The organism is Rhodococcus sp. 14-2470-1a, assembly GCF_002259425.1.
In the GTDB taxonomy this organism is placed as follows: domain Bacteria; phylum Actinomycetota; class Actinomycetes; order Mycobacteriales; family Mycobacteriaceae; genus Rhodococcoides; species Rhodococcoides fascians_E.
This window is the reverse complement of sequence record NZ_NPFZ01000019.1, coordinates 37,881-60,062: the sequence shown is the minus strand read 5'-3', so window position 1 is coordinate 60,062 and position 22,182 is coordinate 37,881. Positions and strand designations below refer to the sequence as shown.

22 protein-coding genes are annotated in these 22,182 nt (G+C 64.4%); 2 read left to right on the top strand and 20 right to left on the bottom strand.

Features of this window, described 5'->3' with window-relative positions; genetic code table 11:
- Positions 1–607: 607 nt before the first annotated feature.
- Positions 608–1,291 carry a pyridoxamine 5'-phosphate oxidase family protein gene (locus tag CH292_RS10035; protein WP_094654600.1) on the bottom strand — a complete coding sequence of 228 codons (684 nt, stop codon included), beginning with the start codon at positions 1,289–1,291 and terminating at the stop codon, positions 608–610.
- Positions 1,292–1,370: 79 nt separating this feature from the next.
- Between CH292_RS10035 and CH292_RS10030 the strand changes: the two genes are divergently transcribed.
- Entirely contained in the window at positions 1,371–2,768 is a 1,398-nt protein-coding gene (locus CH292_RS10030; RefSeq protein ID WP_094654599.1) for a PLP-dependent aminotransferase family protein, read from the top strand.
- Here CH292_RS10030 and murA read toward each other — a convergent pair.
- The gene (gene murA / locus CH292_RS10025; protein ID WP_094654598.1) at positions 2,761–4,014 is read right to left on the bottom strand and encodes a UDP-N-acetylglucosamine 1-carboxyvinyltransferase; all 1,254 of its coding nucleotides are present in this window, start codon (positions 4,012–4,014) and stop codon (positions 2,761–2,763) included. The genes CH292_RS10030 and murA overlap by 8 nt on opposite strands.
- A gap of 55 nt (positions 4,015–4,069) precedes the next feature.
- Between murA and CH292_RS10020 the strand changes: the two genes are divergently transcribed.
- On the top strand, positions 4,070–4,654 hold the full coding sequence (locus tag CH292_RS10020; protein WP_019667288.1) for a cob(I)yrinic acid a,c-diamide adenosyltransferase: 585 nt from the start codon (positions 4,070–4,072) through the stop codon (positions 4,652–4,654).
- Position 4,655: 1 nt separating this feature from the next.
- On the opposite strand, the gene CH292_RS10015 is transcribed toward CH292_RS10020, so the two are convergent.
- The 18 genes from CH292_RS10015 to rho all read right to left on the bottom strand — a co-directional run bounded on the left by CH292_RS10015 (position 4,656) and on the right by rho (position 21,852).
- A complete protein-coding gene (locus CH292_RS10015; RefSeq protein WP_037162297.1) occupies positions 4,656–5,093 on the bottom strand; it encodes a DUF2550 domain-containing protein in 438 nt (145 codons plus the stop codon).
- 32 nt (positions 5,094–5,125) lie between these two features.
- Positions 5,126–5,485, bottom strand: coding sequence for a F0F1 ATP synthase subunit epsilon (locus CH292_RS10010; RefSeq protein WP_094654597.1), 360 nt, complete (start codon positions 5,483–5,485; stop codon positions 5,126–5,128).
- 30 nt (positions 5,486–5,515) lie between these two features.
- On the bottom strand, positions 5,516–6,964 hold the full coding sequence (gene atpD, locus CH292_RS10005) for a F0F1 ATP synthase subunit beta (RefSeq protein ID WP_019667285.1): 1,449 nt from the start codon (positions 6,962–6,964) through the stop codon (positions 5,516–5,518).
- Between the two features lie 3 nt (positions 6,965–6,967).
- Positions 6,968–7,942, bottom strand: a complete 975-nt coding sequence (locus CH292_RS10000) for a F0F1 ATP synthase subunit gamma (RefSeq protein ID WP_094654596.1) — start codon at positions 7,940–7,942, stop codon at positions 6,968–6,970.
- Positions 7,943–7,997: 55 nt separating this feature from the next.
- Positions 7,998–9,641, bottom strand: a complete 1,644-nt coding sequence (atpA, locus tag CH292_RS09995; protein ID WP_019667283.1) for a F0F1 ATP synthase subunit alpha — start codon at positions 9,639–9,641, stop codon at positions 7,998–8,000.
- Between the two features lie 91 nt (positions 9,642–9,732).
- The gene (locus CH292_RS09990; RefSeq protein ID WP_019667282.1) at positions 9,733–10,554 is read right to left on the bottom strand and encodes a F0F1 ATP synthase subunit delta; all 822 of its coding nucleotides are present in this window, start codon (positions 10,552–10,554) and stop codon (positions 9,733–9,735) included.
- Positions 10,555–10,561: 7 nt separating this feature from the next.
- Positions 10,562–11,125 carry a F0F1 ATP synthase subunit B gene (locus CH292_RS09985; RefSeq protein WP_019667281.1) on the bottom strand — a complete coding sequence of 188 codons (564 nt, stop codon included), beginning with the start codon at positions 11,123–11,125 and terminating at the stop codon, positions 10,562–10,564.
- Positions 11,126–11,131: 6 nt separating this feature from the next.
- The gene (locus tag CH292_RS09980) at positions 11,132–11,383 is read right to left on the bottom strand and encodes an ATP synthase F0 subunit C (RefSeq protein ID WP_019667280.1); all 252 of its coding nucleotides are present in this window, start codon (positions 11,381–11,383) and stop codon (positions 11,132–11,134) included.
- A gap of 93 nt (positions 11,384–11,476) precedes the next feature.
- A complete protein-coding gene (gene atpB, locus CH292_RS09975; RefSeq protein ID WP_373454674.1) occupies positions 11,477–12,163 on the bottom strand; it encodes a F0F1 ATP synthase subunit A in 687 nt (228 codons plus the stop codon).
- Positions 12,164–12,610: 447 nt separating this feature from the next.
- The gene (locus CH292_RS09970; protein WP_019667277.1) at positions 12,611–13,051 is read right to left on the bottom strand and encodes a hypothetical protein; all 441 of its coding nucleotides are present in this window, start codon (positions 13,049–13,051) and stop codon (positions 12,611–12,613) included.
- A 31-nt stretch (positions 13,052–13,082) separates the two neighbouring features.
- Complete coding sequence (locus CH292_RS09965) at positions 13,083–14,297, bottom strand: glycosyltransferase family 4 protein (protein WP_019667276.1); 1,215 nt, start codon at positions 14,295–14,297, stop codon at positions 13,083–13,085.
- Positions 14,294–15,577 carry a serine hydroxymethyltransferase gene (gene glyA / locus CH292_RS09960; protein ID WP_019667275.1) on the bottom strand — a complete coding sequence of 428 codons (1,284 nt, stop codon included), beginning with the start codon at positions 15,575–15,577 and terminating at the stop codon, positions 14,294–14,296. The genes CH292_RS09965 and glyA overlap by 4 nt, the downstream gene beginning before the upstream one ends.
- Positions 15,574–16,239: an L-threonylcarbamoyladenylate synthase gene (locus tag CH292_RS09955; RefSeq protein ID WP_094654594.1), complete on the bottom strand. Its 666-nt coding sequence runs from the start codon at positions 16,237–16,239 to the stop codon at positions 15,574–15,576. The genes glyA and CH292_RS09955 overlap by 4 nt, the downstream gene beginning before the upstream one ends.
- Positions 16,240–16,324: 85 nt before the next feature.
- The gene (gene prmC, locus CH292_RS09950) at positions 16,325–17,209 is read right to left on the bottom strand and encodes a peptide chain release factor N(5)-glutamine methyltransferase (RefSeq protein ID WP_026348157.1); all 885 of its coding nucleotides are present in this window, start codon (positions 17,207–17,209) and stop codon (positions 16,325–16,327) included.
- Between the two features lie 41 nt (positions 17,210–17,250).
- Complete coding sequence (locus CH292_RS09945; RefSeq protein ID WP_094654593.1) at positions 17,251–17,991, bottom strand: SHOCT domain-containing protein; 741 nt, start codon at positions 17,989–17,991, stop codon at positions 17,251–17,253.
- A 61-nt stretch (positions 17,992–18,052) separates the two neighbouring features.
- Positions 18,053–19,132, bottom strand: a complete 1,080-nt coding sequence (prfA, locus tag CH292_RS09940; RefSeq protein ID WP_019667271.1) for a peptide chain release factor 1 — start codon at positions 19,130–19,132, stop codon at positions 18,053–18,055.
- A gap of 95 nt (positions 19,133–19,227) precedes the next feature.
- The gene (rpmE, locus tag CH292_RS09935; RefSeq protein ID WP_019667270.1) at positions 19,228–19,461 is read right to left on the bottom strand and encodes a 50S ribosomal protein L31; all 234 of its coding nucleotides are present in this window, start codon (positions 19,459–19,461) and stop codon (positions 19,228–19,230) included.
- A 201-nt stretch (positions 19,462–19,662) separates the two neighbouring features.
- The gene (rho, locus tag CH292_RS09930) at positions 19,663–21,852 is read right to left on the bottom strand and encodes a transcription termination factor Rho (RefSeq protein ID WP_094654592.1); all 2,190 of its coding nucleotides are present in this window, start codon (positions 21,850–21,852) and stop codon (positions 19,663–19,665) included.
- Between the last annotated feature and the right edge of the window lie 330 nt (positions 21,853–22,182).

Sequence of the window (22,182 nt, the reverse complement as noted above, 5' to 3'; positions counted from 1 at the left end):
GCCGCCAGCGTTCGTCCTGAGCCAGGATCAAACTCTCCGTAAAAGACTCTAGAAACAACAATCCGAAGATCGTGAATCAGTCAAATGACATCAAGTCCAAATCACTAGCAAAAAAACTCAACTAGCATTACAAAAAATCTTCTCACCCCAGACGGGAAGAATGAAGCAAGAAGATGTCACACCCACACCCCGAAAGGCATGAGCACCAAAAACATTCGGCACTGACATTCATCGACACACTGTTGAGTTCTCAAAGAACACGCACACACCGAACAGCCAAGAAACCGTAGCTTCAGGGTGTTTGGGGCAACTTCTCCAGCCTATCCCAGCTTGGTCTCGGATGCAAGCTCCGACTCTTGGTGGGTAGAACTAGAATTTCATGTTCCGTCAGGCTCCGACGTCCAACCTCGTGTCCGGGACCGTGTAGGCCCTGGTCGGTGTCCGTGTCGCTCTGACTCGACAAAAGTTACGCGAGCAGAATCCGTCGCGCAAATCGCCAGGTCGAGGAAATCCTGGACAACATTTCCGCAGGTAGCTCGCTCGTCACGACGAACTCGAAAGCGCCTCGTCGCAAAATTCGTGAATGTGACGCCGGACATAGACGCGTTCAGAATTGTCGAACGAGGGCCAGAACATGCTCGGGCACAGGGATTCTCACGTCCACGTCCGCCGCCCGAGTCGGCTCGGCGAAGTCGTCGCGCACGGGAACGACGCCTGCCCACACTCCACCCGCGTCGACATCTCGCTCGTCGTCCACCGGGTCTCCGGTCCGCGCCTTCACCGATGCCTCGTGGAGCGGGAGGGCGAGCACCACCGTTGCCGCCAACTCTTTCCGCGTGTGCGCACGAAGATGCTCACTGCGCCCGTCCACCACCTGATCGACGATCGCCGCAAGTGCGCGCACGCGTTCCTCGTCGTCGACAACCAATCGCGGCCGGCCGTACACGACGGCGCTTCGGTAGTTCATGGAATGATGGAACGCCGACCTCGCCAGAACCAGGCCGTCGAGCACGGTGACGGTCACGCAGATCTCCCCATTCGGCGCATCGACCAAGCTGCGAGCGGCCACCGATCCGTGCACGTACAGAGTGCCGCCGGGATCGGGACCGTCATGATCGACCGCGAACACAGTAGGAAGAACGCGCACGCTCCCGTCGACCACCACGCCGAGGTGGCATAGCCGCGCGGTGGCCAGCACGTCCGCCAGGTCCGAGCGATCGGTTCGTGCTCGGACTCTGCCTCGCCTGATGGTGGTGCGTTCGGTCGGCGACAAATCGGCTTCGGTACTCATACTGTCGATCCTCGGTCATGATTGGCCTACTGTCATGATCCAATCAACTCGATTTCCAATAGACCACTTGGAGGCGAGCATGCTGCCGATGTCCCTGATCGTCTCGGTCGACCGGACGGATCCCCGCACGCTGCCGGTGCAGATCGCGGACGGGATACGCGCGGCCATAGACTCCGCTCGTATCGAACCGAACACCCGATTGCCAAGTAGCAGAGCGCTTTCGGTCGAGCTCGAAGTCGCTCGGGGCGTGGTGGAGAGCGCCTACGATCAACTGACCGCGGAGGGGTGGCTACAACCGCGCGCAGGATCGGGAACGTTCGTGCGCCGCCTCAGCGGCGTCACCACACCGACGCGGCCGTCGACCACATCCCGTACCGCCGGAACCACGGAAACCCTAGGCCGTCTTCGACTTGCCACCGGAACACCGTGGGTGCCCCCGAGCTCGGCGGCGTGGAAGCGAGCGTGGCGGGACGTCAGCGCAGTCCCGCAACCGCAGGAATACCCGGACCCTCGCGGTGACCACCGACTCCGAGCCGCCCTTGCAGACCTACTGGGCCGCGCGCGTGGGCTTCACACGTCAGCCGAATCCATAGTGGTCACCACGGGGAGCATGCACGGGATGAGCCTGGCCCTGGCCGCACTGTCGACCGAAGACGGCACTTCACGTCCGGTCCTGGCACACGAGAACCCGGGCTACCGGGTCGCGACCACAGCCGCACGACGCTGGGGGTGGTCCGTCTTCGACGTTCCCGTCGACCTCGACGGAATTGTCACCGAACGTCTGGACATGACGCCACGGACCACACGCGCGGTGTACGTCACTCCGTCTCACCAGTACCCCACCGGCGGCCTTCTTACCGTCGGCCGCCGTCGCGCCCTCGCATCGTACGCACGATCACGCGACGCGATGATCATCGAAGACGACTACGATTCCGAATTCCGTTACGACGTAGCACCTTTGCCCACCATCGCGGAGCTGGCGCCCGACCGCACCGTCTATCTCGGAACGGTGGCGAAGACCCTGGGCGGAGGTATCAGACTCGGTTGGCTCGTTGCCCCGCCCGATGTCGTCGAACTCATCGCACACGTTCGCACCGACCTCGGCGACTATCCCTCCACACCGGTCCAACATGCGATGCTCTCGCTGCTACGCGACGGCGAGTGGGACAGAACTGTGCGTGCTGCCCGCCGCGTCTATCGGCAACGCGACAAACTGGTCGCCGCTGCTCTGGCGCCCTTCGGTGAACTTCGTGGTGTCGGCGCTGGAATGCACACCACACTCCTGCTCGACGCCACGGTCGCGGTCGCCGTGGCAGAACGAGCGGCAGCGGCCGGCGTCGATGTCGATACCCTCGCGAAATCCACACGTGCCCCGTCGCCCATGACGGGACTGATCGTCGGATACGGATCGGTGTCCGACGACGAACTGGCCTACGGACTCGACGTACTGGTCGACGCGCTGACGTCCGTCAGCTGACTCGCTCGATGCTTCCGCCGAGCTCCGTCAGGTTCTCCACGAACCTCGGGTAACCCCGATCGATGTGGTAGACGTCGTACACCTCGGTGACCCCGTCGGCGCACAGTCCTGCGAGTACCAGTCCTGCACCCGCCCTGATGTCGGACGACCACACGGGTGCACTCGACAACTGGGCTACGCCACGCACCACCGCGTGGTGACCGTCGGTACGGGCGTCGGCGCCGAGTCGGATCATCTCCTCGACGAACCGGAAGCGCGCTTCGAACACGTTCTCGGTGATCATCGACGTTCCGTTGGCCACTGCCGCGAGGCCGATCGCCATCGGCTGCAGATCGGTGGGAAAACCGGGGAACGGCAACGTCGCGAAGTTCACGGCGGTCGGCCGCTCACGCTGGACCACGCGGAACCCGTCGGCCTCGGACGTCACCTCCGAACCCGCAAGCCTCAGCTTGTCCAACACGAGTGACAGATGCTTGGGGTTGACGCCTCGAACTCGCACGTCGCCCCGCGTCATCGCGGCAGCGATTCCCCACGTCGCGGCGACGATACGGTCACCGATCACTTTGTGCGTGGTGGGCTTCAACGACTCGACGCCCCTGATGGTCAACGTGGAGGTGCCGGCGCCGCTGACCTGCGCCCCCATCTCGTTGAGCATGTTGCACACGTCGACGATGTCGGGTTCGCGCGCAGCGTTGTCGATGACGGTGTCGCCCTTGGCGAGCACTGCTGCCATCAGGATGTTCTCCGTCGCGCCGACCGACGGGAAAGCAAGACGGATGTTGGCGCCCCGAAGTTCCTCGGCCTCCGCCACGACGCAGCCGTGCTGGATCTCGCTGTGCGCACCGAGCAGGCGCAGTCCCGACTGGTGCATGTCCAACGGACGAGACCCGATTGCGTCACCACCGGGAAGAGCCACCACCGCTCGTTTGCACCGGGCGACGAGCGGACCGAGGACACAGACCGATGCTCGGAACTGCGTGACGGCCGGGAAATCTGCATGGTGCTTGGGTTCCGCCGGCGTGGTGATGTGCACGACGTCGCCTTCCAGCACGACCTCGCACCCCAATCCGCGGAGGACCTCGGCCATCAACGGCACGTCGAGGATGTCGGGGCAGTTGGTGATGGTGCTCGTGCCCTCGGCGAGCAGCGCTGCCGCCATCAACTTGAGCACGCTGTTCTTCGCGCCGCCGACCGACACCTCACCGACGAGCCGGTTACCACCGGAGACCAAAAAGCGTTCACTCACAGTTCGACAGCGTAGCCAGGGTTCGGTCGCCCCATCCGGGCGGTACCGTAGCGCCATGGCTGTGCACCTGACTCGCATCTACACCCGCACCGGTGACGACGGAACCACCGGTCTCAGCGACTTCTCGCGGGTCGGGAAGAACGATCCGCGGCTCGTTGCGTACGCGGACTGCGACGAGACCAACGCCAGCCTCGGAGTCGTTCTGGCACTGGGCAATCCGTCGGAGAAGGTCGTCTCGGTCATTCGAACGATTCAAAGCGATCTGTTCGACGCCGGAGCCGATCTCTCGACACCCGTCGTCGCCGACCCCGAGTATCCACCCCTACGCATCGATCAGTCCTACGTCGACCGGCTCGAAGGATGGTGCGACGAGTTCAACGAAGGCCTGAAGGCGCTCGATTCGTTCATTCTTCCCGGCGGCACTCCGCTGGCGGCGCTGCTGCACACCTCCCGAACCGTGGCGCGTCGAGCAGAGCGCTCGGCGTGGGCCGCGGTGGACGCCAACCCCGAGAACACGAGCGTCCTACCGGCGAAGTACTTGAACAGGCTCTCCGACCTGCTGTTCATCCTGAGCAGGTACGCGAACCCCGAAGGTGACGTGAAATGGGTGCCGGGAGCATCACGCTCCACCGACACGTAGATCAGGCGGCGGGCCGGCCCCGCCGAGAACGGCCGGACGGACGCGATTCCAGCCACGACATGAATGCGGTGAGCGCACCGCGGTCGAGAGCGATCTCGTAGCCCTGGCCCTGATCGGTCAGCTCGAGAATCGCGATCTCGTCGGACATGATGTCGAACTCGTCGTTGCGTGGGGTGCGCCGCTCCCCGACCTCGATGCCCTGACGGCTCATCCGGTGGTCCGGGCCGGGCCGCAGGCTCGACAGCTTGAAGAACACCAGGGTGTTGTCTCCGTACCGGATGACCCCGTGCCGCCAACCGCTTCCACCCGCAGCGGGCGTCATGCGCAGAATGGCAGCCGTTCCACCGCGACGAAGAATGGTGAGACGGTACAGAAAAGCCGCGACGAGGCCTGCGAGCAGCACGACCAGAATGATCAGAACGATCACTCCCATGTGCATCACAGAACCTCGTCGCGGCTTTCTCTTGGAACCTAGGCCCGCTCGACGGCGCGAATTCGGCCCTTCGCCACAGCGAGGGCTTCCTTGTCGTCGCCGCCGGCGTCGAGGACCGAACGGGCTGCGTCGACGTCGATGTCCTGAGCGAAGTCCGCGGACTCCGCCAGGACCGTGACGGTCTTACCCGTCACGGACAGGAACCCACCGTGAACCGCAGCAACGATCTTCTCGCCGTCGATCGTCGTGATGGACACCGTGCCTGCCTCGACGAGCTGGCCGAGCACTGGCTCGTGGCCGGCCATGATGCCGATCTCGCCCTCGGTCGTCTGAGCACTGACCAGAGTTGCGTTGCCGGACCACAGCTCGCGCTCGACCGCGACGAGAGCGACCTCCATGCCGGAGCTTTCCGCAGAAGTCACGTCGGGCTACTTTCCGGCGATCTTCTTGGCTGCAGCCTCGACGTCGTCGAGTCCACCGCAGCTGTTGAATGCCTGCTCGGGAAGGTGGTCGTACTCGCCCTTGGTGACCTTGTCGAACGCCTCGATGGTGTCCGAGAGGGACACGACCGAGCCGGCCTCACCGGTGAACTTCTCGGCGACGATGAAGTTCTGTCCGAGGAACTTCTGGAGGCGACGTGCGCGACCGACCAGAACCTTGTCCTCTTCCTGAAGCTCGTCCATACCGAGGATGGCGATGATGTCCTGCAGTTCCTTGTACTTCTGCAGGATCCGCTTGACCTCGTTGGCGACGCGGAAGTGCTCCGCACCGACGATGCCCGGCTCGAGGATTCGCGACGTCGAGCTGAGCGGGTCCACAGCGGGGTAGATACCCATCTGCGAAATCGGACGCGACAGCTCGGTCGTTGCGTCGAGGTGGGCGAACGTCGTCGCAGGCGCCGGGTCGGTGTAGTCGTCGGCGGGAACGTAGATCGCCTGCAGCGAGGTGATCGAGCGTCCACGGGTCGAGGTGATGCGCTCCTGGAGCTCACCCATCTCGTCCGCCAGCGTCGGCTGGTAACCCACGGCAGAAGGCATACGTCCCAGCAGGGTCGACACCTCGGAACCTGCCTGCGTGAAACGGAAGATGTTGTCGATGAACAGCAGCACGTCCTGGCCCTGAACATCGCGGAAGTACTCCGCCATGGTCAGTGCGGACAGGGCGACGCGCATACGCGTGCCCGGCGGCTCGTCCATCTGGCCGAAGACGAGGGCGGTGTCCTGGAGGACGCCCATCTCTTCCATCTCGAGGTGGAGGTCGGTTCCCTCACGGGTGCGCTCACCGACGCCGGCGAACACCGACGTACCGGAGAACTCACGCGCGATACGGGTGATCATCTCCTGGATCAGAACGGTCTTGCCGACACCGGCGCCACCGAACAGACCGATCTTTCCACCCTTCACGTACGGGGTGAGGAGGTCGATGACCTTGATGCCGGTCTCGAGGATCTCCGTCTTGCCCTCGAGCTGATCGAAGGCTGGTGGCTTGCGGTGGATGCCCCACTGCTCGCCGTCGCGTCCGAGGCCCGGGCTGTCGAGGCAGTCACCGAGGGCGTTGAACACGTGGCCCTTGACGACGTCGCCGACGGGCACCGAGATCGGCTTGCCGGAGTCGGACACCGAGGCGCCACGAACCAGACCGTCGGTCGGCTGCATCGAGATGGTGCGGACCAGGTTGTCACCGAGGTGCTGTGCAACCTCGAGTGTCAGGGTCTTCGCCACCGTGGGCAGCGTGATCTCTGCGTGGAGTGCGTTGAACAGGGCGGGGATGGAGCCGCGCGGGAACTCGACGTCCACAACGGGGCCGATGACCCGAACGACACGGCCGGACTGAGTGTCCGCTCCGCTCGCGTTCTCTTGGGCTACTGCTGCGGTCATTGCTTAGTCACTTCCTGCGCTGTCAGCCAACGCGTTTGCGCCACCAACGATTTCGCTGATTTCCTGGGTGATCTGGGCTTGCCGAGCCTGGTTCGCCTGACGGCTCAGGGTCTCGACCAATTCGTTCGCGTTGTCCGTGGCCGCCTTCATGGCAGTACGGCGCGCGGCCGACTCGGATGCAGCCGCATCGAGCAACGAGGAGTAGACCCTCGTGCTGATGTACTTCGGCAGCAGAGCCGACAGGAGAGTTCCGGCTTCGGGCTCGAAATCGTACTGAGCCTGAACCTCGGACGCCGACGGGGAATCGGTCAGAGCATCTGCGCCCAGCTCGATTTCCTCGTCCGTGTACGACACCTCGAGCGGAGCCATACGCCGGACCTCGGGCTTCTGCGTCAGCATCGACACGAACCGCGTGTAGACGATGTGCAGTTCGTCGACGCCCTCGACGGTGCCTTCACCGTTGGGAGCCTCGACCTCGGAGCCCGAACCCGCCATGAACAGCTCGACCAGGTGCTTGCTCGCCTTGGCTGCATCCGCGTAACCGGGCTCCTGCGAGAAGCCGGTCCACGCGCCCTTCACGTCGCGCTGACGGAAGGTGTAGTAGCCGAGGCCCTTTGCGCCGAGCACGTAGATGACCGGATCCTTGCCCTCCTTGCGCAGAAGCTGGAACAGCTCCTCCGCTTCCTTGAGGACGTTGGAGTTGTAGCCACCGCACATGCCGCGGTCACTGGTGACGACCAGAACTGCTGCGCGCGTGGGCTCGTCACGCTCGTTCAGCAGCGGGTGGTCGAGCGAACCCGACGCACTGGCCAGCGCGGAGAGGACCTTGGTGATCTCCTCCGCGTACGGCTTCGACGCTGCAACGCGCGCCTGCGCCTTGGTGATTCGCGACGTCGCGATCAGCTCTTGAGCCTTGGTGATCTTCTTCGTCGAGTTGACCGACTTGATCCGGGAACGTAGCTCGAGAATGCTTGCCATCTAGCTGTTCACGCTCCCTTCTCTGCTCGTAAAGACACTTGGCATCTCGTAAGACCTACTTACTGACTGTCTTGCGAGTGACGTTGACCTGCTCCTGGCTGACCTCGTCGGGGTTCAGCGTGTCCGCCTCTGCCTCGTTGACGACGCGGTTGCCCTCGGAGTCGAGGAACCCTGCCTTGAACTTCTCGGTTGCCTCGAGCAGCGACTTCTGAGCGTCGTCGTCGAGAGCCTTGCCGCCGGCGATGCTGTCGTAGACGCCGCTCGCGTTGCGATGCAGGTCCTCGAGCAGCTCGCTCTCGAAGCGACGGACGTCGCCGACGGGAACGGAGTCGTACGTGCCCTGACCGGCGAGCCAGATCGAGACGATCTGATCCTCGACGGCGACCGGTGCGTACTGGTCCTGCTTGAGGAGCTCGACGAGGCGAGCACCGCGGTCCAGCTGAGCCTTCGATGCAGCATCCAGGTCCGACGCGAACGCCGAGAATGCTTCCAGCTCACGGAACTGAGCGAGCTCGAGACGAAGCGAACCGGAGACCTTCTTCATGCCCTTGGTCTGCGCAGCGCCACCGACTCGGGACACCGAGATACCGACGTTGATCGCGGGACGAACACCCTTGTTGAAGAGGTCCGACTCGAGGAAGACCTGTCCGTCGGTGATCGAGATGACGTTGGTCGGGATGTATGCCGAGACGTCGTTGGCCTTGGTCTCGATGATCGGCAGCGCCGTCAGCGATCCACCGCCGAGCTCGTCGGACAGCTTCGCCGAACGCTCGAGCAGACGAGAGTGCAAGTAGAAGACGTCACCGGGGTATGCCTCGCGGCCCGGCGGGCGACGCAGCAGAAGCGAGATGGCGCGGTACGCCTCGGCCTGCTTGGTCAGGTCGTCGAACACGATGAGGACGTGCTTGCCCTGGTACATCCAGTGCTGGCCGATGGCCGAACCGGTGTACGGAGCGAGCCACTTGAAGCCGGCCGAATCGGATGCGGGAGCCGCGACGATGGTCGTGTACTCGAGTGCACCCTGCTCTTCGAGCGCAGCCTTGACGCCTGCGATCGTGGAGCCCTTCTGACCGATGGCGACGTAGATGCAGCGAACCTGCTTCTTCTCGTCTCCGGACTCCCAGTTGGCCTTCTGGTTGAGGATGGCGTCGATGCAGACGGCGGTCTTGCCCGTCTTGCGGTCACCGATGACGAGCTGGCGCTGTCCGCGACCGATCGGCGTCATGGCGTCGATGGCCTTGATGCCGGTCTGCAGCGGCTCTTCCACCGGCTGGCGCTCGAGCACGGACGCAGCCTGCAGTTCGAGGGCGCGGTTCTCGCTGGACTCGATGTCGCCGAGGCCGTCGATGGGCTGGCCGAGTGGGTTGACGACGCGGCCGAGGTAGCCGTCGCCGACCGGCACGGACAGAACGTCGCCGGTGCGCTTGACTTCCTGGCCTTCTTCGATGTGCTCGTAGTCACCGAGGATGACGGCACCGATTTCGGTGGCATCCAGGTTGAGCGCCACACCGAGAACGCCACCGGGGAATTCCAGCAGCTCGTTGGACATCGCCGACGGCAGTCCGGACACGTGAGCGATACCGTCGCTCGTGTCGGTAACCGTGCCGACCTCCTCGCGAGAGGACTCCGGTGAGTAGCTCGCGGTGAAGTTCTCGATCGCGCTACGGATCTCGTCGGAGGAGATCGTCAGCTCCGCCATATTTTTTCCTGCTCTTCCTTCAATGTTCGCGGTGTGAAGGGCTTCGAAGGTTCGAAACGCTTCTTCGTAAGAAGTGGTGTCCGCTCGCGGACTACTTGAGGGTCTTTCGTAGTGCGGCGAGACGACCCGCCCCGCTGCCGTCGATGACCTCGTCGCCGACCCGGACCACCAGTCCGCTGAGCAGTTCGGCATCGACCTCGACATGCACGGTGACCGGCTTGCCGTAGGTGCGTGTGAGTGTCGCGGTCAGCTTCTCGAGCTGGCTGGCGCTGAGCGGAGCAGCACTCCGCACGTGTGCGACAGCCCGATCGCGAACCTGTGCCGCCAAGCCTGCAAGCGCATCGAGTGCGTCCGCAGGTGCCGTCTTGCGCAGGCGGCTGACCGTCTGGATTGCCAGGGCTTCGGTCACCGCGGTGACCTTGCCGTACAGCAACCGGCCCAGCAGCTCACGCTTCGCCTGAACCGGCTTGCCGAGATCCGACAATGCCTGTTCCAGCTGAGGATTCGCGGCGACGATGCGACCGAGGCGGAACAATTCGTCCTCGACCGTGTCGAGCTGATCCTGATCGGCCGCGGCGCGAAGCAGTGCTTCCCGACCCAGTTCGACCAGAGAGTTCAGCAGGTCCGACGCCTTGGACCAGTTGTCCGCGACGGCGGACTTCAGGATCTGCGCCGTGGTGGCGGAGACCTGACCGGCGAACACTTCCTCCGCGAGCGCGCTGCGACGTTCGGCAGAGACCGAAGCGTCGGCCAGCGCAGTACGCAACGTGCGCTGGCCGTCGAGGGCCTCCACGACTGCGAAGAGCTCTGCACCGGTCTGAGCAGCGACCGCTGTCGCGTCCCCCGCCTGTCCCAGTGCTTCGTTCGCAACCGAACGCGTGCGAGCGAGAGCCTCGCGAGAAGTTGCGTACATGGTTATCTCACTTTCCCGCTGCAGAGTCAGCGGTGACGGAGTCGAGTTCGCTCAGGAAGCGGTCGATCGAACCAGCGCGCTTGGCCTCGTCGGACAGCTGCTCTCCGATGACCTTCTCTGCGAGTTCGACTGCAGTGCGTCCCAGGTCGCCACGGAGTTCCGTCACGATCTGCTGGCGCTGCGCAGCGAGCTGGTTGTGGCCTGCAGCCACGATCCGGTCGCTTTCTTCCTGTGCCTTCGTCTTCATTTCGGCGAGGATGGCCTGGCCTTGAGTGCGCGCTTCCTCACGGATCTGCGCAGCCTCGGCGCGGGCGTCGGCAAGCTGCTTCTGGTACTGCTCGAGAGCAGCCTTGGCTTCTGCCTGAGCCTCTTCGGCCTTCTTGATGCCGCCTTCGATCAGATCGCTACGCTGCGCCAACACTTCCTGGAACTTCGGAAGGATGTACTTCCAGAAGACGAAGCCGATGACAGCGATGCAGACCGCAGACCAAACGATGTCGTATGTCGCGGGGAGGAGAGGATTGATGTCCTCGCCTTCCTCCGCGGCCAAGATCGCGATGTTGGTTGCCATAGTGGATTAACCGAACAGGAAGCCGGCGACGATACCGATCAGCGCGAGCGCTTCGGTGAACGCGATGCCGAGGAACATGTTGGTACGGATGGTGCCCTGAAGCTCAGGCTGACGAGCGATGCCCTCGATAGCCTTTCCGACCACGATGCCTACACCGATGCCAGGTCCGATGGCAGCGAGGCCGTAACCGATTGCGCCGTAGCCGCCACCCGTGACGGTGGTTTCGGTGACTTCCTGTGCCAGGTACGCGAGGCTCATTTGATTTCCGTTCCCTTTCTGTTGCCCATCACCGGTCGGTGCGTGGGTCAGGTAGATCTTGGTCGTGCGGTCTAGTGAGAATCGGCGTGCAGATCAGTGCGAGTCTGCATGCAGGGCGAGATCGATGTACACCGCGGTCAGCAGTGCGAACACGTACGCCTGCAGACCGATGACGAGCATCTCGAACAGCGTGAAGCCGAAGCCCGCTGCAAGGGAGAACACGCCGAAAATCTTCATTCCCGCCGCGGCCTGGAAGAAGAAGAACTGAGTCGCGCTGAAGAACAGCACGAGCATGAGGTGGCCGGCCAGCATGTTCGCCATGAGACGAACGGTGAGCGTGAACGGACGGAGGATGAACGTCGAGATGAACTCGATCGGAATCAGAATGATGTGCAGTGCGGGCGGGACGTCCGGAACCACGACGCTGCTCTTGACGTACTTGAAGAATCCGTACTTCTTGATTCCCACGTAGTTGAACGTCACGTAGGCGATCAGTGCGAGCACGATCGGCATACCGATTCGAGCGTTCGGCGAGATGTTCAGGAACGGGATGATGCCCGACAGGTTCATGAACAGCACGGCGAAGAAAATCGTCATGATGATCGGCAGGAACCGCCTGCCCTGCTCCTTGCCGAGAATCTCGTCGGCGATCTGCACCTTGACGAAGTCCAGCATGTACTCGATGCAGTTCTGCAGACCACGCGGAACGACCTTCGGGCTGCGCATGGCCACTGCGAACAGCACGACCAACACGAGGGTCATCAGGATGCGGATCAGCATCAGCCGGTCGAGTTCGAAGGGTGTGCCCTCGAACAGTACAGCGGGAGGAAAGAAGTCGGATAGTGACGGCGGGTGGAACTCCGCAGCCAGGTTGGTGACGCTCAGCGGTCTCTCCCGTGTTCGGGCCGCAGACGCCAAAGGACTGCGGTTCGATCGGACATTGACGATCTATCAAGTCGACGAGATCGGCTCGAGGTCGTCAGCAGCTGAGGCCTGGTCTTGAAAGGCCAGCGTCTGTCGGGTGTCGGCGACTCACGTCGACTCGGTAACTTTGCGGCCGCGTCTGTAAGCAATTTCACGCAGCTTCGGTTACCTGCAAGGGCTGTTCTGCACGCCTTTTGTCCTATTAGCGGCAGTCCTACCCTTACTTGGTCGGAACTTTATCAACACAACTACGACGTTGTGTAGGTGGGGCTACTTCTTGACCGATTACGACTGGTCGTCGTACTACGCCTTGTCGGATTCAGGATCGTCGACGTAGGGGGCCTTCGTACGGACGACACCGTATACCTCCGCGCCGAGAACCAGAACCAGTGCGGCGATCACCACCCCGGCAAGAGCTTTCCTGTTGTAGAAATCCATGTCCTTCAGAACCGCGAGCACGACAACGGCGATCAGCATCTTCACGATCCAGCCCCCGAGCAGCACCGCGCCTGCCATCGTCGGCGGAAACTTGGACGTCAGGGCGATGGACAGCGCCGTGGTGAGAATGAATCCCCCACCGAGTGCCGCACCGATGAGCGCACCCCACAAACCGGGAAGACCGGCGGCCACCGTGGCGACGACGGCTCCGAGAACCGTCAGCGCAAGGAGGCCGATGATTCCGTACCGAACCGCGGCTCGCATCGAGTCGGACTGATCGGGCACCGGAGAAGGAGAGAAGCTCACAGCCGCACAGACTACCCAGCCATGTCCGACTTCAGGCCCGACGGCCTCGTCCAGCGGACTTTCTGGTGCGCCTGCGCTGCCTGGCCATGTCGAGACGGATGCTCGGCACGGCCGTCACCACCAGTGCGAACACCAATCCGGCAGCAACCAGCAACACCACTATTCGACGGTCGATCAACGACGAGCCGACGGCGCCGAACGCGAGGACACCGACCCAGAGGTAGATCACCAACACCACGCGCCGGTGAGAGTGCCCGATCTGCAGCAAACGGTGGTGCAGGTGCATCTTGTCCGGACTGAACGGACTTCGGCCTGCGCGCGTCCGTCGGATCACCGCGAGAAGGAGATCGAGGATCGGGATGAACATCACCGCGCCGACCAGGAGCAACGGCGACAGCAGACCGAGGAGGTCGCGTGGGCCGTACGCGACGAGCGGGATTCTGCCCGACGCACTGGTCGCGACCGTCGCGAGCATCAGCCCGATCATCATGGACCCGGAGTCGCCCATGAAGATCCGCGCAGGCTGGAAATTGTGCGGAAGAAATCCCAGGCAGGCACCGGCCAACGTCGCCGCGATGATCGCCGGCGGATAGATACCGGTGTCGCCGCCCTGCTCGTGCAACAGTCCGACGGAGAAGACACAGATGGCGAGCGACGCGATCAACCCGAGCCCTGCCGCGAGGCCGTCCAGACCGTCGACGAAGTTCATGGCATTGACCATCACGACCGTCACCAGCACCGTCACCAGCCCGGCCTGAAGCTGATCGAGCACGAGAGTGCTACCGCCGTCCGGCCCCCAAGGCAGATAGACGATGTTCCAACTCACGCCCATCACGACGAGCACACCCGCCGCCGTCACCTGCCCGACGAATTTGGTGAGCGCGTCGAGGCCCCATCGGTCGTCGATGATCCCCACCGCCACGATGACGAAACCGGCGACGGCCGCAGCTCGGACGTCCTGGTTGTAGGCCGAGTCGAAACCACGTGCGAGAGCAGGCAGCTGCGACGCGAACAACAAGGCAACCAGCATCCCGAGGAACATTCCGGTTCCGCCGAGACGCGGCGTCGGCGTCACGTGCACGTCGCGGTCACGGGGAGCGGCGACGGCACCGAACTTGACGGCGAGCACCCGCACACCACCGGTCGCCAGGAAGGTCACCACCGCAGCCGTGAAGAACACCAGCAGGAGTTCGCGGATCGGAACGCCTGCGCCCTGGCCGGACTGAGCGAGAACCTCGACCGTCATATGCCGGGATACGCAGGCTTGCGTGCCACGAGGGTGGTGACCTCGTCCCTGACGGCGGCGAGTTCACGGTCACCGTTGGCGGTGCCTGCCTCGGCGCGCACCGCACGGGCCACGAGAGATCCGACCGCGTTCATGTCCGCCGCGTCGAACCCCTGTGTCGTCACGGCCGCGGAACCGACCCGGATGCCCGACGCCACCGCAGGCGGCGCGGGGTCGAACGGAATCGCGTTCTTGTTGAGGGTGATCCCGGCTGCGGCACATCGTGCTTCGGCGGTACGTCCGTCGATCCCCAGATGCTGTAGGTCGAACAGAATCAGATGTGTGTCCGTCCCTCCGGACACGGCACGCATCCCGGCGTCGGTCAAGGACGCGGACAGTGTCTGCGCGTTCGCGACGACCTGGGCTGCGTAGCGTGCATAGCTCTCGGTCTGCGCCTCACCGAACGCGACGGCCTTGGCCGCGATCGTGTGCATCATCGGCCCGCCCTGGCCGAACGGGAACACAGCCTTGTCGATGGCGCGTGCGTGCTCCGCGCGGCACATCAACATTCCTCCGCGAGGCCCTCGCAGCACCTTGTGAGTGGTCGCGGACACCACGTCGGCGTACGGCACGGGCGAGGGAATTGCCTTGCCTGCCACCAGTCCGACGAAGTGCGCTGCGTCCACCCACAGGATGGCGCCCACCTCGTCGGCGATGGCTCTGAAGGCCGCGAAGTCGAGCTCCCGCGAGTACGCCGTCGCCCCGGCGACGATGATGCGCGGGCGGTGGACCAATGCGAGTTCACGGACCTCGTCGTAATCGATCAGTTCCGTGTCTTTTCGCACGTGATACGGCACCGCGGTGAACCATCGGCCGGAGAAGTTGACCGTCGCCCCGTGGGTGAGGTGGCCGCCGTGCGGGAGGCTCATCGCCAGAATCGAGTCGCCCGGCTGCGCGAAGGCTGCATAGACCGCGAGGTTCGCCGAAGCGCCGGAATGAGGTTGCACGTTGACGTGATCCGCGCCGAACAGTGCCTTCGCTCGTTCGATCGCAATGGTCTCCGCACGATCGACGACCTCGCAGCCCCCGTAGTACCGCGCACCCGGGTAACCCTCGGCGTACTTGTTGGTCAGCACGCTCCCCTGCGCCGCGAGAACAGCAGGCGACGTCAGATTCTCGCTCGCGATGAGCTGCAGACCGCCACGTTGACGGTCCAGCTCGTCCAGGACGATGCCCGCGATCTCGGGATCGGACGCCTCGAGCGCCGCGAAGTCGGGTCCGTGGAAACGCGGCTCGGTCATGCCTTACTCCCCTGCGTCAGGCTCTCCGCCGTCACTCCGAGCACCTCGGCGACGGCTTCGGTCGCGATGGCTCCGGCGCGCAGGATCCTCGGCTGCTCGGACGTGAGATCGACGATCGTCGACGCTTTCGCGTGCGCCGCAGGCCCGCCGTCGAGATACACCGCCGCAGATCCGCCGAGCTGATCGCGAGCTTCGACGACCGTCGTAGCCGGCGGTTGTCCGGAGATGTTCGCACTCGAGACGGCGAGCGGTCCGACTTCGCGGAGCAGTTCGAGCGCCACCGGGTGCAGCGGCATCCTGAGCATCACCGTGCCCTGCGCGTCACCGAGGTCCCAGGCAAGGGACGGTGCCTGCTGCACGACGAGGCTCAGCGCGCCCGGCCAGAAGGCCCGAATCAGATCTCTGGTGCGCGGCCTGACACTGCCGACCAGCCCGTCGATGGTGTTCCACGAACCCACGAGAACAGGAACCGGCATGTCGCGCCCACGGCCCTTGGCGCGGAGAAGGTCGGTGACCGCGCTGCCGTCGAATGCATCGGCCGCGAGGCCGTACAACGTGTCCGTCGGCATGACCACGAGGCGGCCGGATTTGAGTGCGCCTCTGGCTGCAGACAACCCTGCTGTTCGTGAATCGGCGTGCTGGCAGTCGTAGACGGTACTCACCCGTTCATCTTCTCACCTGTGTCTCCCGCGGTGCAGGACGCCTCTGCCGTGCGTCGCCTACCCGTCCGGCGGCAGCCGAGTGATGTCAGCTGTCCGCGGACACTGCGCGCGACGCGACGACGAACCGGGGCCGTCCGGACAGGTCGGGATGCTCGACGACGTCGCCGAACACGCGGCGCTTCTCGAACAGCGCAGCCACGCGATCACCGTGAGAATCGTCGTGTTCGACGCCTACTCCCCCGCCGACGCGGAGCCACCGCGCGATGTTCTGGATCATCGGCTCGATGACCGACAGACCGTCGACACCTCCGAACAGGGCGAGATGCGGGTCGTGATCGATCACCTCGGGATCCAGCTCGGCGCCCTCCGGGATGTAGGGCGGATTGGCGACCACGACGTCGACGCGGCCGTCCAGCTCTCGTAGCAGTTCGCGGTCGGTGACATCGCCGTGGTGGAGGGTGATGGGCGTGTCTCCCCGCTCGGCCCGCAGGTCGGCGTTGCGCCGAGCCCACGCGAGAGCCGACGGGTCGAGTTCGACGGCGTGGACCTGAGCGTCGGGCCTGGCGTTGGCGAGCGCCAGCGCGAGTGCCCCCGATCCGGTACACAGATCGAGAATCACCGGCGGCTTGCGATCGACGCCCTCGAGGAATGCGAGCGCCCACCCGAGCAGCAGCTCCGTCTCCGGCCGCGGAACGAAAACCCCCGGTCCGACCTCGACGTCGATGTTGCCGAGCGCCGTCGTTCCGGTGATGTACTGCAACGGGATTCGCTTAGCACGCTGTTCGATGGTGCGGTTGTAGGCCTCGACCACCTCGGGTTCCACGAGAGGGACCAGCCCGAGCCGACCACGCTCGACTCCGACGAGATGAGACGCGAGGAGTTCCGCGTCCACCCGCGGGCTCGGAACACCGGCCGCTTCGAGTATCGCTGTTGCTTCGAGAATGGCCAGTCGAAGAGGTTTCCGGGTCACGGTTACAGCCTGCCACGTCCCGCCGGCCACCCACGCGACGGTCAGATTCGCTTCAGCAGCTCGGCCTTCTTCGAGAAGAACTCGTCGTCCGTCAGGATGCCTTTGCCGTGCAGTGCCGCCAACGCCTCGATGGCCGACGTGATCTCGTCGAAATTCGTCGACGGTGGCGCTACCGGGCTCGTCGCCGGCGTGGGATCTGGTGCGGAACCGGAGATCGAATCGGCCGGCGCGGGATCCACCAGCGGAAGACTTGCCGCGGTGAACGTTCCGTACTGGCTGGTGAACTCCACCGAGCCTGGACTCCCGCCCTGCTGTTGCTGAACACCGCCGATGGAGTGGTCGAGAGTGTCGTACACCGACAACCGTCCACCGACCAGAACCGCGAGCCGCCGCGCAGCAGGAAAATACGCGTACTGCGAACCGTTCTGACCCCCGCTCGAACTGGGGCTTCCGAGGCCGCTCGGCCACCAGTTCCCGCCGAAACCCTGGTTCGACTGCAGCGGCGGATAGATCTGGTGCGAGGCCAGAAGCTCGGACAGATCGCGGCACAGGCCGTCGACGCGAGCTTTGAGACCGTGATCGAACATGTTGCCGACCATCGTCATTCCGCCGCGCATCCACTGCCCGCCGCCACCGAGCTCGGGAATGTGGAACTGCGCCATCGATCCCCGGCCTGCATTCACGGCGTCGAGCATCGCCCGCACAGCGTCGGTGGATACTCCGTGGCGAGCGGCCAGGTCCGCCACGGCGTCCTCGCCGGTGGGTGTGAGCTGCTGATGCATCGGTTCCCCTTCGTGTGCCCGTGCGGTGTCGTGCAGCGGAACCTACGCGCTCACGACCACATCATTCTGCCTGCATCCGAGCGTCGCGGTCGGCCTTGCCCAGAGCGTCGAGGAGAGCGTCGAGCTCGCCGTCGAGCACCGCGTCGAGATTGTGAGACTTGAACCCGATCCGGTGATCGGTGATGCGGTTCTCCGGAAAGTTGTACGTGCGGATGCGTTCCGAGCGGTCGACGGTACGGACCTGGCTCGCCCGACCGGCCGCGGCTTCCTCGTCGGCAGCCTCTTCGGCTGCGGCCTGCAACCGCGCGGCGAGTACCTGCATCGCACGCGCCTTGTTCTGCAACTGCGACCGCTCGTTCTGGCAGGTGACGACGATGCCCGTCGGCAAGTGCGTGATGCGCACCGCGGAGTCCGTCGTGTTGACGCCCTGACCACCCTTGCCCGAGGACCGGTAGACGTCGATGCGCAGGTCGGTCTCGTCGATCTGGACTTCCTCGACCTCGTCGGGCTCCGGATAGACGAGAATTCCGGCGGCCGACGTGTGCACTCGGCCCTGCGATTCGGTCACGGGAACGCGCTGCACGCGGTGGACTCCACCTTCGAACTTCAGCCGCGCCCAGACGCCGTCGAGCGGATCGCCTTTGGCTTTGATCGACAGGGTCGCGTCCTTGTAACCGCCGAGATCCGACACGTTCGCGTCGAGAATTTCGACGCGCCATCCGCGACGCTCGGCGTACCGGACGTACATCCGTGCGAGGTCCGCGGCGAACAGCGCTGATTCCTCGCCGCCCTCACCGGACTTGACCTCCATGACGATGTCGTCGCCGTCGTGCGGATCGCGCGGTGCGAGCAGATCGGCGAGCGTCTGTTCGAGCGACTCGACGGTGTGCTCGAGCTCCGGAATCTCGGCAGCGAAGGATGCGTCGTCGGCGGCGAGCTCACGAGCCGCAGCCAGATCGTCCGTGGCGGACATCAGCTTTCCGTGCACCGACATGATCGGCGCCAGCTCGGCGAAACGCTTGCCTGCCTTGCGCGCAGCGGACGGATCGTTGTGCAGAGCCGGATCGGCCAACTGCTGCTCGAGGCCTGAATGTTCGGCCAGAATGTCGTCGATGGCCGAAGGCTTCGTGGTCCTCGCCATGGTGTCGCTCCGCTCTGCTTCCCTGAAAAAGAATCGGTGGTGAAAAGCCGAACGCCCGCCCTGCAGACATCGCAGGACGGGCGTCGGGAGAGCAGCTAGCTGTCGGCTGCAGCCTTCTTGCCGGCGCGCTTTCCGTAGCGAGCCTCGAAGCGTGCAACGCGACCACCGGTGTCGAGGATCTTCTGCTTGCCCGTGTAGAACGGGTGGCACTGCGAGCACACCTCGACGTTGATGCGCTCTTTGTCGGTGGTGCTGCGCGTCTCGAAAGTATTTCCGCAACCGCACACGACCGTGGTCAGCGTGTAGTCGGGGTGAATTCCTGCCTTCATGGTGTCCCTTTCATATGGTCGCCGGGTCGACCTCGCTGTTCGAGGACGTGAACCGGAACCGGACTCGGCCGTTCAGTATGCCAGATATGCGATCCGACCTGCTAATCGCTCACCGACAGTGGCTTCAACACGAACCCCTGTCGGCTTGTTCCCCGCTGGGAGTACTTGTGTGTCCCAGGGGACACACAAGTACTCACGAGGTCAGTCGTCGAGCGCGCCGGGTGCCGTCTTCGACACCTGGATCAGGAACTCGATGTTGCTCTTGCTCTTCTTCAACCGGTCGATCAGCAGATCGATCGCCTGATGCGAATCGAGACCGGACAACACGCGACGCAGCTTGTGCAGCACCGCGGCTTCGTCGGAACTCAGCAGCAGTTCGTCCTTGCGGGTACCCGACGGGTTGACGTCGACCGCAGGGAACACACGACGCTCGGCGATCTTGCGATCGAGCTTGAGCTCCGCGTTACCGGTGCCCTTGAACTCCTCGAAGATCACCGTGTCGCCGGTCGAACCGGTCTCGACCATCGCCGTGGCGATGATGGTGAGCGATCCACCGTTCTCGATGTTGCGAGCAGCACCGAGGAAACGCTTCGGCGGGTAGAGGGCCGTGGAATCGACACCACCGGACAGGATCCGGCCCGACGCAGGTGAACTGTTGTTGTACGCACGACCCAGACGGGTGATGGAGTCGAGCAACACGACGACGTCCTGACCGGCTTCCACGAGACGCTTCGCGCGCTCGATCGCGAGCTCGGCGACCGAGGTGTGATCGCCCGGCGGACGGTCGAACGTGGAGGCGATGACCTCACCGTTCACCGAACGCTGCATGTCGGTCACTTCCTCGGGACGCTCGTCGACCAGAACGACCATGAGGTAGCACTCGGGGTTGTTGACCGAGATCGCGTTGGCGATGGCCTGCAGAACGCTCGTCTTGCCTGCCTTCGGCGGGCTCACGATCAATGCACGCTGGCCCTTACCGATCGGCATGACCAGGTCGATGATGCGCGTGGTCAGGATGTTCGGCGTGGTCTCGAGCCGCAGACGCTGGTTCGGGTACAGCGGCGTGAGCTTGCCGAACTCGGGACGCTTGCGCGCGGCCTCGACGTCTCCGCCGTTGACCGTGTCCAGACGCACCAGTGGGTTGAACTTCTGACGCTGGTTCGACTGCTCACCCTCGCGGGCCACCCGGACGGCGCCGGTGATCGCGTCACCGCGACGAAGACCGTTCTTGCGCACCAGGTTCATCGACACGTACACGTCGTTCGGGCCCGCAAGGTAGCCGGACGTACGCACGAACGCGTAGTTGTCCAGGACATCGAGGATGCCCGCTACCGGCTGAAGAACATCGTCCTCGCGGATCTCGGGCTCGCGCTCGTTGCCACCGCCGCCTTCGCCGCGGTCACGACCACGCCGACGCTCACGGAACCGACGGCCCCTGCGTCCGCGGCCGTCGCCGTCGTCCTCGGCGTTGTCCCGGTTGTCCCGGCCGTCACGCGGTCCGTTGCCGCGGTCTTCGGAACGGTTGTCGTTCTGGTTCTGATTGCGATTGCGGTTCCGGCCGTTCTCGCCGCGCGAGTTCTCCCGGTTGCCGTCACGGCTGTCCCGGTTGCCGTCACCACGGTTGCTGTCCCGGTTGCCGTCACCACGGTTGTTGTCCCGGTTGCCGTCACCACGGTTGTTGTCGCGGTTGCGGTCTCCGCGGCCACCCTCGGCGCGGTTGCCCTCGCCGTCCTGGCCTGCCGAATCACGACCGGGTGCGTCACCGCGCTGTGCGCGGGCACCGTCGTTGCTGTCGGCAGCGTTGCGGTTATCGGCAGCGTTGCGGTTATCGGCAGCGTTGCGGTTGTCGGCAGCGTTGCGGTTCTCTCGGTCACCACGATCGGCGCGAGCGCGACGCGGTCGCGTCGATGAACCGGTGTCCGACGCCGGGGCATCGGGGGTCGATCCCGAGTCCTGCTGAGCGGCGTCCGAATCGACCGACTGCGAGGCAGTGTCGTCCAGCGGAAGCTGGTCGGGAGCGCCTGCTCGGCGGCCTGCGGTGCGTCGACCACGTGTCCGGCGGGGCGGCTCGGTCGACGCGTCGTCGGACGCGGGCGCATCTGCTGCGGCCGGGGCTTCGGCTGCAGGAGCCTCGGCAGCGGGAGCGGCGTCCTGCGCACGAGCCTTGTCGGCTGCGCCTCGCCTTGTTGCCTTGGGCGCCTCGGTCGTTGCCGACGCACCACCGCCCTGACGTGCAGAGATGGCGGCGATCAGATCGCCCTTGCGCATGCCGGAAATGCTTTTGATTCCGAGTTCGCCCGCGAGAGTACGCAGCTCGGTGAGCACCATTCCGGACAGGCCAGCTCCACGACGCGTCTTTTCGGGCGCAGAGATCAGTTCCGTATCGGTCACGGAGGTCCTTTCCTTCCCTCGCTCGCAGTCTGCGCAGCCAAGGGTTCGTTCCGCAGCTCGAATCTCTTTCGAGCACGGATATTGCCGTTCACGATCACGCCACTTCCGACGGACGACCGACCCGCAGCCGTGTGAGAACCACGGTGGGTCGAAGCCGGCGACTTCCGGTCACTCCGCAGGCTCCTCTCCAAGGACGACAGTCGGCTCGGGCGTGGAACCCCCCGAATGCGATGACGTGATTGCCCTGGCGAAAACCGGCGTCTGAAGCGCACGATGTACGGACGACCCTCAGGATAGCGTCGATCCTCTCGGTCGGCAAGAAGCACCTAC

Coding starts and splice junctions, on each gene's coding strand:
- CH292_RS10000 (WP_094654596.1), bottom strand. CDS start 7,942: ATGGCAAGCATTCTCGAGCTACGTTCCCGGATCAAGTCGGTCAACTCG.
- CH292_RS10015 (WP_037162297.1), bottom strand. CDS start 5,093: ATGCACATGGGAGTGATCGTTCTGATCATTCTGGTCGTGCTGCTCGCA.
- atpD (WP_019667285.1), bottom strand. CDS start 6,964: ATGACCGCAGCAGTAGCCCAAGAGAACGCGAGCGGAGCGGACACTCAG.
- CH292_RS10020 (WP_019667288.1), top strand. CDS start 4,070: ATGGCTGTGCACCTGACTCGCATCTACACCCGCACCGGTGACGACGGA.
- atpB (WP_373454674.1), bottom strand. CDS start 12,163: ATGCTGATCCGCATCCTGATGACCCTCGTGTTGGTCGTGCTGTTCGCA.
- CH292_RS09985 (WP_019667281.1), bottom strand. CDS start 11,125: ATGGCAACCAACATCGCGATCTTGGCCGCGGAGGAAGGCGAGGACATC.
- atpA (WP_019667283.1), bottom strand. CDS start 9,641: ATGGCGGAGCTGACGATCTCCTCCGACGAGATCCGTAGCGCGATCGAG.
- CH292_RS10010 (WP_094654597.1), bottom strand. CDS start 5,485: ATGGAGGTCGCTCTCGTCGCGGTCGAGCGCGAGCTGTGGTCCGGCAAC.
- CH292_RS09990 (WP_019667282.1), bottom strand. CDS start 10,554: ATGTACGCAACTTCTCGCGAGGCTCTCGCTCGCACGCGTTCGGTTGCG.
- CH292_RS10030 (WP_094654599.1), top strand. CDS start 1,371: ATGCTGCCGATGTCCCTGATCGTCTCGGTCGACCGGACGGATCCCCGC.
- CH292_RS09945 (WP_094654593.1), bottom strand. CDS start 17,991: ATGCATCAGCAGCTCACACCCACCGGCGAGGACGCCGTGGCGGACCTG.
- rpmE (WP_019667270.1), bottom strand. CDS start 19,461: ATGAAGGCAGGAATTCACCCCGACTACACGCTGACCACGGTCGTGTGC.
- CH292_RS09980 (WP_019667280.1), bottom strand. CDS start 11,383: ATGAGCCTCGCGTACCTGGCACAGGAAGTCACCGAAACCACCGTCACG.
- prfA (WP_019667271.1), bottom strand. CDS start 19,132: ATGGCGAGGACCACGAAGCCTTCGGCCATCGACGACATTCTGGCCGAA.
- CH292_RS09965 (WP_019667276.1), bottom strand. CDS start 14,297: ATGACGGTCGAGGTTCTCGCTCAGTCCGGCCAGGGCGCAGGCGTTCCG.
- CH292_RS10035 (WP_094654600.1), bottom strand. CDS start 1,291: ATGAGTACCGAAGCCGATTTGTCGCCGACCGAACGCACCACCATCAGG.
- glyA (WP_019667275.1), bottom strand. CDS start 15,577: ATGACCGAGCCGCGTTTCCACGGACCCGACTTCGCGGCGCTCGAGGCG.